Origin of the sequence: Limnospira sp., assembly GCF_051859755.1 — a bacterium.
GTDB lineage: Bacteria > Cyanobacteriota > Cyanobacteriia > Cyanobacteriales > Microcoleaceae > Limnospira > Limnospira fusiformis.
Genome location: NZ_JBIMLI010000156.1, coordinates 1 through 10,738, shown reverse-complemented (window position 1 = coordinate 10,738; position 10,738 = coordinate 1). Strand labels below are relative to the sequence as shown.

General features: G+C 43.1%; 9 protein-coding genes. 2 read left to right on the top strand and 7 right to left on the bottom strand.

Going from position 1 to position 10,738, the window contains the following annotated elements; genetic code table 11:
* Positions 1-35: 35 nt before the first annotated feature.
* The 6 genes from ACTIE0_RS20450 to ACTIE0_RS20425 all read right to left on the bottom strand — a co-directional run bounded on the left by ACTIE0_RS20450 (position 36) and on the right by ACTIE0_RS20425 (position 6,526).
* Positions 36-533, bottom strand: a complete 498-nt coding sequence (locus tag ACTIE0_RS20450) for an ATP-binding protein (RefSeq protein WP_006622631.1) — start codon at positions 531-533, stop codon at positions 36-38.
* 610 nt (positions 534-1,143) lie between these two features.
* The gene (locus ACTIE0_RS20445; RefSeq protein WP_006622630.1) at positions 1,144-2,088 is read right to left on the bottom strand and encodes a DNA cytosine methyltransferase; all 945 of its coding nucleotides are present in this window, start codon (positions 2,086-2,088) and stop codon (positions 1,144-1,146) included.
* 17 nt (positions 2,089-2,105) lie between these two features.
* Positions 2,106-3,179 (bottom strand): HindVP family restriction endonuclease, encoded by a 1,074-nt coding sequence (locus ACTIE0_RS20440; protein ID WP_006670605.1) that lies wholly within the window; start codon positions 3,177-3,179, stop codon positions 2,106-2,108.
* 85 nt (positions 3,180-3,264) lie between these two features.
* Positions 3,265-4,161 carry a DNA repair protein RecO gene (gene recO / locus ACTIE0_RS20435; RefSeq protein WP_006622628.1) on the bottom strand — a complete coding sequence of 299 codons (897 nt, stop codon included), beginning with the start codon at positions 4,159-4,161 and terminating at the stop codon, positions 3,265-3,267.
* A complete protein-coding gene (gene deoC / locus ACTIE0_RS20430; protein ID WP_006622627.1) occupies positions 4,161-4,853 on the bottom strand; it encodes a deoxyribose-phosphate aldolase in 693 nt (230 codons plus the stop codon). The genes recO and deoC overlap by 1 nt, the downstream gene beginning before the upstream one ends.
* Positions 4,854-4,939: 86 nt before the next feature.
* Positions 4,940-6,526 (bottom strand): B12-binding domain-containing radical SAM protein, encoded by a 1,587-nt coding sequence (locus ACTIE0_RS20425; protein WP_006622626.1) that lies wholly within the window; start codon positions 6,524-6,526, stop codon positions 4,940-4,942.
* A gap of 189 nt (positions 6,527-6,715) precedes the next feature.
* Here ACTIE0_RS20425 and ACTIE0_RS20420 point away from each other — a divergent pair, with 189 nt between their 5' ends.
* Together ACTIE0_RS20420 and ACTIE0_RS20415 are read left to right on the top strand one after the other, a co-directional pair.
* Entirely contained in the window at positions 6,716-7,177 is a 462-nt protein-coding gene (locus ACTIE0_RS20420; RefSeq protein WP_006670606.1) for a peroxiredoxin, read from the top strand.
* A gap of 124 nt (positions 7,178-7,301) precedes the next feature.
* Positions 7,302-8,471 (top strand): AbrB family transcriptional regulator, encoded by a 1,170-nt coding sequence (locus ACTIE0_RS20415; RefSeq protein WP_006622624.1) that lies wholly within the window; start codon positions 7,302-7,304, stop codon positions 8,469-8,471.
* Positions 8,472-8,619: 148 nt separating this feature from the next.
* On the opposite strand, the gene ACTIE0_RS20410 is transcribed toward ACTIE0_RS20415, so the two are convergent.
* Positions 8,620-10,605: a 4-Cys prefix domain-containing protein gene (locus ACTIE0_RS20410; protein ID WP_006670607.1), complete on the bottom strand. Its 1,986-nt coding sequence runs from the start codon at positions 10,603-10,605 to the stop codon at positions 8,620-8,622.
* Between the last annotated feature and the right edge of the window lie 133 nt (positions 10,606-10,738).

Below are 10,738 nucleotides of genomic sequence, written 5' to 3'. Positions count from 1 at the left end.
GGACTAAAGTCCCCCTGTCGCGTTTCCTCCCCGGTCTAAAGACACGGGGCTTCCACGCTCCCAAGAGGTTTACGTGATATAGCGGGGATTTGTTTACTTAGGATTAGTTCGGTTCCATCTTGGTTCCACTCCACGCGATCGAATATTTGCTCAAGAATATACAATCCTCGTCCGCATTCATGTTCATCATGGGGTAGTTCTGGGTCATCCCAGCAGTTATCATTAGTTTCCACTGCTGACAAGCTACAGCCACAGGATGGGGGTTTAAATCCCCGTCCTTGGTCTGAGATCAACCACCAGAACTGATTATTGATGATCGCAAAACGAACGACAACCGTTTTACTGGGATCTAGCTTATTGCCGTGTTTGGCAGCATTAACTAGGGCTTCTTGTAGTCCTAGTCTGATTTCATCTTGGCACTCCGAGGGGATTTCGGCGAGAAGTAAATCCAAAATCGATCCCAGATAGAGTGTAGAAGCAAAGCTAATTGTGACCCAGTTACGTTTAACCGGACGTGATGATATGGCAATCACTTAGAAAACTCCCAGGCTTTCAGGTGAACTATTTTCATCAACTGCATAGTTGTGAATACTCCACTTATGTTGAATCAAGTTGTTGTTTAAGTTTAAGTACCCGTCCCTAAATTAATATTAGCAAAAAAATCCGGAAAATGCAAATTTCCTCAAAAATAATCTGCAATTGTCTTTAAATCTAATGATAGTAACAAGGACTCATTGCCTGGTTTGGCCAATGTGGTACTTTTGACCCCACCCCCGAATATGTTTTGCATTAGGGTATTATCTATTCCTTAGTTATCATTATTAATTATCTTCGGAGATCACCCTTTTCATAAATCAGTGATTGGGGAGCAACATTCCCACTGGTGGCAGCCCCTGAGAATTGATATCCTACATAGAACTGATCCGCCATAATCTACTGTATCATCAGATACTAAATTGCCGATTTTAGCGATCGCCTCACTGCATAAATCTAGTATTTTGTCAACCCCATGCACGGAATAACTAGGATTTTCAAGACGGGCCAAGATTATACCATAGTTAATGACAAGTTAATCATAATTTTGTCCCCCCCCCGTTAATTTATTGACACCAATTAGTAGGGGAACAATTCAATAGCCAACTGTCAATTAAAGAGGCTAAGTTGTATATAGGAATCGTGAGACCCAACGTGATTATAACCATCTTCAATATATTTAAGAAGAGAACCTGCCACATATTCAGCTAATTTGACGGGAACCGCATTGCCAATCATCTGTTCCAAGTCAGATTTACTCCCCTCAAATTTGAAAGACTTAGGAAAGGTTTGGATATAACTTCTTTCCATAGTAGTTAGTGGTCGTAGAGAGGGATTGAGGTCACAGGCATCGCCGTGATGTTTTTGATAAGTTTTAGGGATAGGTCGATTTACACCTCGCACTGTGGGACTAGGTTCATAGATACTAAAAATTCCTCGCCTTTGATAACTTCTTGGGTGACGATAAAAATACTCAATTCCCAAACTCAAACCTAGATAATCAAAAACTGTCATCGGCTTAGAGGCATAATTTTTGAACAAATAAGGTTCTAAAAAATTGTCTTTTCCTTCTAGTTCACCGATGAGAAAATATCGTTTTCTGGCTTGTGGAACCCCACAATAACTAGCATCCAAAACTGAGCCAGTCAAACCATAGCCACTGTTTTTTAAGATTTGCCAAGTCACTTTAAGAGTTTGACTCTTGGTGATTCTGGAAACATTTTCCATCATAAAAAAGCGAGGCTTAATAGAAGCAATAATGCGAGCAAAATTGATAGTTAAGTTAGCACGTCCTAAACTTTCATCCCTTTTACCCGCGCTGGAAAAATCTTGGCATGGGGGACCACCAATAATGACTTCTGGTTTATACTCTCGCAGAGTATGTATCACGCTTTCTTCAGATAAATCAACTTGAAAAATGGGATGTCTGAAGTTACGTTGATAAACTTTAATGGCTGGCTGCCATATCTCGAATGCAGCTTTAATATCAAATCCAGCATTTTCAAATCCCAAAGATAATCCACCACATCCAGCAAACAAATCTATAGTTCTCATAGTTCACAAATTTATAGTCAAAATAAATCTGGTGAGTTGTATATTATAGCATCAAACCTTCTTTCGGGACTCAGTAAATTTTGACCATCTCCTAAAATAATATTTTTGATTTCCTGCTTAGGGATTCTTGGTTGTCGCCAAGACTCTGAGTTCATATATTCGTGAGTTATTTTTCCATTGACTGCAAATGCTTTATCATTTTTGGTGTTGTATGAGCAGGAATCAATAATGCTTACATGGTCAAATAATCCGCGATCGCCAAAATCACTTAACATTTTAAATAGCCAAATTACTGTTCGTGTATATCTGGAAATTTTGATGATTTGACCAAAGTTTTCTATTTCTTGTTTAGCCAAATTGATAAATAATCGACTAAAGGAAATATCACTCCAAATAAATACATCTAAACAGTTAGTAGACAATTGGGGAGACTTTCCCTGAGTTTTCCAAATTGGCTGCATTAAAAATGGTTTTTGAACTGAAACAATGTGGCTCATTAAGTTATCGATCGCTTCTATCATAGTTGAGACATAAGGAATTACTGATAGGGGTTCTGTCCAATCTAAATCCTGTGGAAATGTTAATTGTAGTAATTCCGCCATATTAGTTCCTTGTTGCCGAAGATTAGAGGCTATGCTACAGGCTAAATAAACAATAGTATCGGGTCGTACTACAATTTCACATCCGTACTGATTTTCAGGTAGTTCGCAAGTTGTATTATCTGGTAATGCGGTCAGTTTAATTTCCATAGCACGCAAACAAAGTCCGTTAGTTTGCGTAACTAAATCAACTCTGGGAAGGGTACCAATTAAATATTGTTGATAGGGTGTAAATTGTGATTCAAAAGCATAAAATGCTAGATCCGATTGAGGATTAATACCAAAAACATCTTCGGTGGCAATAGTTGTATGCTCAATCTCTAAGTTAGAATTTACTTTAATATAGATATTTTCAAGATTGATCTCATGCAAATAGCAACATAAAGCTGTCGGAAAAGATGAATTAAAACAATTTTTACCCCAGGATTTTTTTTGTAAGAAATCGCGATTATAATATCTTATCCCAAATAAGCTAGGCTGCTTTTTAACCATTTTTATTATGATTGAATCGTTTATCCAAAATATAACCAAAATCGACCAGCTACCGAAACCATGATTAATCAATCATCAGTCCTAGTTATTGACACCAATTAGTAGGGGAACAATTCAATAGCCAACTGTCAATTAAAGAGGCAGATTGAATCGAGCGAGCAAACTGATATTCAGCATAGCGGCGTAGTATTTTTTCCACGGTTATCCAAGCTGATGGTTGATAGGTATTCCAGAGATTAGTTAATTCAGATTGGGCTAAATGTTGAAGAATTGCCAAGGGTTCTGCTGCTAGACGCGCATCAATTTTGATGGATATTTCCTCAGTTAGATAACGCCCACCTGCTTCGGAAACTGAGGATGATTGATGGTCATTATGTTGGCTGGTAATGCGGGATAATTCGACTAAATTAATGATACCCCCAGCCGCTAAACTGAACCCTACCAACCAATTAGGGTCGCTAAAATTAGGGTTTAAAGGATGTTGAGTTAGACAACATAACTGGACCTGGGGAGCAATTCCCGCCCAAGCTAAGAGGTGAAAAATTCCATGAGTTAAACGGGCGACTATACCGATCGCATTTTCCTCTGTAGAGGTATTAGGAAGTCCTTCTAGGCGGTCTAAATGTTCTGACAATAGCAAAAAGAGTTCCGGTTGAGGTTGTTCACTCAAGGCTTGACTAAGAACCAATTCAGCCAAATATTGACCAGCGGCTAATTTACCCAAATTTTTAGCGAGTCCACTATGGGAGTTGATAATTTCCGCCTGAGTAATTTTATCAAGCGATCGCCCTTTGGCAATTAACCACTGATTAACCACAAATAAACCCGTAGTCCCCCCCAGACGCGATCGCGATTTTCTCGCCCCCGGTGCTACCACTCGCATCAGACCAAATTCTGGTGTTAAAATAGTTAATAGGCGATCGGACTCTCCCAGAGGTATCGCCTTTAAAATAATCCCAGTAGCTTTATAAGTACGACTCATTAATCCTGATTTTCTTGGTTGAGTTGATGGCGCGGGTTGCGGATAATATGTACCCCTCCAGAAGTACCTAAACGGGTCGCCCCCGCCTCCCAAAGTGCGATCGCCTGATCATAAGTGCGAATACCTCCAGAAGCCTTAATTCCCACCTGAGACCGCGCTACTTGCTTGAGTAACCTAACATCCTCGACCGTCGCACCTCCATAATATCCCGTGCTAGTTTTGAGATAAGTAACCCCCGCATCAATAGCCAATTCCGCGGCCAGACGTTTTTCTGCGTCTGTCAAAACGGCTGTTTCCAAAATGGCTTTAACCACCACTCCGGTTTCCTCGCAAATTTCGGCTAATTCCCGGTTAAACTCATTAGTTTTTCCCGACTTTAACCAACTTAAATTAATCACCACATCCAACTCAGTCGCCCCATTTTCGACCGCTTCTAAGGCTTCATACAGTTTCACGGCGGAAGTATTCGCACCACAGGGAAACCCAATTACCGTACAAACTTTAGGGCTTTTATTGTGCAGAAGTTCCCGCGCCAGTTTGACAAAACCAGGGAAGATACAAACGGAAGCGAAATTATATCGATCCGCTTCTTCACAACACTTTTGGATTTGTTCATCAGAAGCCGTCTGATTTAATAAGGTATGGTCAATTAGGGGCGCAATATCAAGATCATCGTAAGATTCTCTCATCATATTAGGATGCTCTAATTCAGTATCATAGATTTAAATTAATTGAACGTCATAACAGGGAGCAAATTTGCTCCCCATAACTAATCACTTCAAGCTGTAACTTTCGAGAGTTCGGCGGGCGGCAATTCCGCCGACTCCACTTTTTTAAAATTCTCTAGTTGTTGAGTAATTTCAGCAGTTACAATGTCGCGATATTCGAGGAAATGTTCATTGTGGGCGCAGACCGTTAAATAATGTTCCCAAACCGCCGGGTTATGGCGAATAATACCCAATAAATGATGCCAGAATTTCCACCGAGTCGATCGCTTAATTCCTTGTCGCCAAATAATAATTGCCAAAGCCCGTAAATCCACCAATTCAGGAGTTTTAAAAGGGGTTTTACTGCGAGGTGCGCCTAATTTCAGGAAACAGTTATAGGTTCTGTCTAAATAGCGATCGGGTTCATATAGAGTCCGAAAAGCCTGGATATATTCGGCGGCAATTTCTTCAACCGGACGAGTCGGAATAAAGTTCATTAACATAGTTTGGTTAGTAGCGTGTTGGCTAATATTTTCCCGATCCGCTAGTAAGCGTCCTTCTTTCTCCAACCGATGCCATAATCCGGTATTGGGGAGGGCTTGCAACATCCCCAACATGGCAGTAGGAATACCAGCCTGATCTACAAACTCAATCACCCGGGAAGCCGCCCCAGATTTTTCGCCATCAAAACCGATAATAAATCCCGCCATTGGTCGCAAGCCAGCCCGGATAATTTTATCGACAGATTCGCTTAAAGAACTACGGGTATTTTGGAATTTTTTAGTTAAAGCCAAACTGGCTTCGTCCGGGGTTTCAATACCCAAAAATACCGCATCAAAATTACAGTCAACCATCATATCCATGAGTTCTTCATCGGCGGCTAAATCCACTGATGCCTCTGTATTAAATCGGAAAGGATATTGATGTTCAATTTGCCAAGTCTTGAGGGCTTTTAGCAATAACTTAACATTGCGCTTATTGCCGATAAAATTATCATCGACCATAAACACTCCCCGCCGCCATCCTAATTCATACAGATAATCTAATTCTTTGAGGAGTTGTTCAGGATTTTTGGTGCGGGGTTTGCGCCCGTAGAGTACAATGATATCGCAAAATTCGCATTGGAAGGGGCAGCCACGGGAAAACTGTACGGACATAGAGTCATAAGCATCCAATTCCAGCAGATCATAACGGGGAACTGGAGTAGTGCTAACATCAGCTTTTTCTGGCGATCGGAAAGTGCCGCTGGTTTCTCCCCGGTTAATGGCTTCGACAAATTGGGGTAAGGTGATTTCGCCTTCGTCCAGGATTAAATAATCTGCTTCGGCTGCAACTTCACCAGGGACTGAGGTGGCATAAGGTCCACCAACAGCGACGGGTTTACCTCGGCGTTTGGCTTCCTGAATTTGTGCCAGCAGATCGACTTTTTGGACGATCATGGCGGTGAGAATGACTAGATCCGCCCATTCCCATTCGGCTTCGGTGACGGGTCGGATATTGCGATCGACTAACTTAAATTCCCATTCTTGGGGTAAAATCGCCGCTACGGTGATCAGCCCTAGGGGAGGTAACAGGACTTTGCGATCGACCAGTTCCAGAATTTTGTCATAGGACCAGAAGGTTCTAGGAAACACTGGATAAATTAGTAAAACTCGCATTTAATCAATACCTCATTGTTTAATATGGCGATCGCTTTTGGGCGCGGAACTATAGAATCGTGCAGCATGGAACCTGGGGGAATAGGTTTCCATTAATTAGGTTTCCGCAGGATAGATTCCGCGATATCATAACAAAGGCACACAAAATTTAACATTTTTGCTAAAGTTAAGTTACAGGATATCGCAAATATGCCAGTTCAAGTTGGAGACCTCGCCCCCGATTTTACTTTAACCTCCCAGACCGGGGAATCGGTTAGCCTCAAAGACTTTCGGGGTAACAAAGCAGTAGTGCTTTATTTTTACCCTAAAGATGATACCCCAAGATGCACGGCCGAAGCCTGTGCCTTTCGGGACAGTTACACGATTTTTCAGGAAACTGGGGCGGAAGTTATCGGAGTCAGTGCGGACTCCCCCGATGAACATCAGAAATTTGTCGGTAAGTATAATTTGCCTTTTACTCTGTTAAGTGATAAGGGAAATCAGGTGCGGAAATTATACGGAGTTCCAGCCACCTTATGGATACTTCCCGGTCGGGTGACTTATGTAATCGATAATCAAGGGGTAGTCCGTCACATTTTTGATTCCATGTTGGATTTTAAAGGTCATGTGGATGAAGCCTTAAAAACTTTGCGTTCTATGTCTGCTGTCTAGGTGGACTTGGGGCAAAATTCGAGCGGGCTATAATGCCCGCCCTGGTATGATTAGTATTTATTAAAATCTTTATCCTCCGCTTTCTCAGAATTACATTGAACCATTCTATATAGATAGTCATGAAATGAAAATTAATAGCTCTGCTTTTATTCCCATGCAATTTACCGCCAAACATCTTGATTTTTCGATACATGAAAGCCCGTTAAAAACGTTACTATTAAATGGGGAAAAAGTGGGAGTTATCCTAATTGAGATGACGATCGCTATCATGGCAGGATGGCTTTTGGCTTCCTTAAATATGCCAGTAGGATGGCTGATAGGTCCGATGATTGTCGGGATTTTATTGGCTCTAATTTGGCAGAAGTCTACACCTTTACCCAAGTCTTTTAACCTGGTCGGACAGGCGATCGTTGCTTTAACTACTGCTACTCGATTTTCCCCCGAAACTTTGATACTCGGTAAAACCTACGCTTTACCCCTATTAGGTTGTATTGTAGTAACAGGTGCCATGAGTGTCTGTAATGGCTATCTATTATGGCGGTGGGCGAAAATCGATCGCACTACCGGATTTTTAGGTTGCATTCCCGGTGCTGGTCCTAGTTTAGTAGCTATCAGTGAACAAATGGGTGCTGATGCGATCGCCGTCGCCGTCCTCCAATATATCCGCATTCTCCTAGTCGCTTTAATTATCCCCACCCTAGCTAGTTTCTGGTTTGCTTCCCCTGGACTTCCAGAAATGCCATTAGTCTTATCTTCCCCTACTTCCCTGTCTAGTCCCCCCCACGCCCCAGCTTTCCTTAACTGGCTAATTATCAGCGTCTGCGGCGGTTTGGGAGTGTGGCTAGGACCTTTGCTGCGGCTTCCTTCTTCCCTATTTCTCGGCCCTTTTTTGGCGGGATTAATTGGCTTTTGGAGTTTACCTTATACCTTTGAAATGCCACCCCTCGGCTTTACTGTCGGCTTGCTATTCGTCGGACTCGGTACCGGTCTTAAATTTGATGGGAACACCGCCAAAAAGTTAATCAAAGCCGTATTAATTGAGGTAATCTTAGTCATAGTTTTAATTTTAAGCTGTTTAGGGGTTGGATATATATTCCATCTAATTACTAAAGTTGACACCATGACCGCTATTTTAGGCTCAACCCCCGGCGGAATTACCGCTATGATAGCCACAGTCCTACAACTAGGGGGAGATTCCGGTTTGGTCATGGCTATGCAGATGACCAGAATGCTATTAATTCTGCTAATTGTACCCTGGATTTTACAGCAGATGATGATTGACAAAAAAGAATAACCAACTCTCCACCAGATCTCATGTAGGGGCGGGTTCGCCTATATCCTTCCCTCCTAGGGATAAGATAAATCAACCCGCCCTCTGAGGGTTCGCCTATATCCTTCCCTCCTAGGGATAAGATAAATCAACCCGCCCTCTGAAGGTTCGCCTAGGAAATGTAATAGGTAGCAGAATCTACTTCTGTGGTTGAGGGTTCCGTGGGTGTTTCCGTGGGTGTTTCCGTGGGTGTTTCCGTGGGGGAGTCTGTGGGGGAGTCTTGGTAGACTAACCGCCAAACTAAATAACCACCTGCGATCGCCAAAATCAATAAAGCCAGAATCAATACAGCCTGTTTCAATCGCTGGAGACGAGTAGCCCTCTTGTCAACAGAAGTCACAGCTTCTTCTTCCATCAAGGCGCGTGATGCTGCTGTAAATTCCGACTCTAAGGGTGGCGACTCTTGAGTGGTCGCAGTGGGTTCGACCAGAACCAATTTTTGAGGAGAAACCCCAAAATAAGTTAGAACCACCGAAACATTATCCCGACCATTTTGAGTATTAGCCACCTCAATCAAATCCCGAACCGCTGATTCTAGGGATTTTTCGCCCCGTAAAACTAAAGGCGCATAGTCCGCCCAAGTTTTCTCAACCCATTGGTTGTCACTGAGTCCATCAGAACACAACAAAAGTAGACCATCAGACTCAATGATAAACCGTTGAACTGCCGGGCGCAAAAATTCTGCCTCTCGGGTTCCCAAGGCTTGAGTTAAAGCGCCGCCATCCCGGCGTTGTTTAGCATCCCAGTATACAGCACGACCCAGACGCACTTCCCGGATGGTAACATCATCATCAATGGTCAACTGTTGACAAGACTCCGGCGTTATCCAATAGGCGCGACTATCACCGACATTAACAATATAAAGTTCATGGGCATTGTTAAAATCGAAACCAGAGCCACGTCTAGCGTGTTGTGGGAGTTGTAGTGCCATAACTAGGGTAGTTCCCATGCGCTGCTTAGATGAGCGTTCCTGCTCATCATTTTGGGCGGCAATGACATTATTAACAACTCTGGTAATTTCCTGAAGTTGATGGGCGATCATCAGGGGGGAAAGTAGGGTTTCCTGTTGCTCAACTTCCATGATGAAACTGTGAATCAAGGGCTTAATCGATTGGACAGCCAACTGACTAGCAATTTCGCCACCTTCATGACCCGCCACCCCATCACAAACTAAACTCATGTAGGGGATGAGTCTGTCATTGGGGTAAATATCGGTTTGCTTGAGATCGGTAGCTGTGGGGTAGCAACAATCTTCATTATGCGATCGCATCATACCCACATCTGTTTGACCTGCTACTGCTATATGTAAGGGCAACTCAGATGCTTGTTCTAGTAAGATCTGGTTAAGTTGAGTGGCGATCGCTTCTATGGCATCTTCTGGGCTATGGCGTAGGACTTGCACAATATCCTGTAAAGGCTGGCGGACTCTCTGATGGGCAGTTTCAATCAAAACTGACCAAGACTCAGCCAGATCTCGTAGGGTTGGTTGTATCTTACCCTGCTGATGTAACTCCCGCAATCGTACCCGCCACCCAGTTACTCGCAGGTTATGCTTAATTAGTAAACTATAGGTAGCTCCCTGCTCACACAGAGGAATCCACAATTGTAGAATCTGCCATAGCCAGTAAACTTGACGGACTGCTGTGGCTTCCGGCCATGCTTCTACCAACGAGGGGTATAAATTGCCCCGATCATCAACCGGGATATTATCCAGAAGCACAATCTCAACCATATCCTCAGCAGCAGTCAAGTTGTAAACCCCATAGACGCTGGGAATATGGAGGTGGTAAGGATACAGATACAAATAGGATGCGATCGCATCAGATAAGCGATCGGGAAGCACCGGAGGGACTCCTGGCTTAGTATCCAACCAAATTTGGGGCGCCGTCACATAGTAGCGGTTTCCAACTATTTGTCCCGATTGCATGGACTGAGCCGCAGAACCCACCGCCCACAAATAGCGATAGGTTAACGGTGTCTCACAGGTAGCACAGATTTGCTCTCCCAAGACATTGCTAGGTTTGGGACAGACCGGGTTCGTGCAGTAGATCGGGGGTGGTGATGAACTGCTGATTTGCAATAGTTTATGTAAAGACACTCTGAAGATATGTTGCCGATAGGACTCAACCAGGAAAATCAAATATAAAATGATTGTAGCTGATACATTTACGCGACATTTATCCGGCTATTGCCTGACAATGCGACGATAGCACTATTACCCGTTAAGGTAA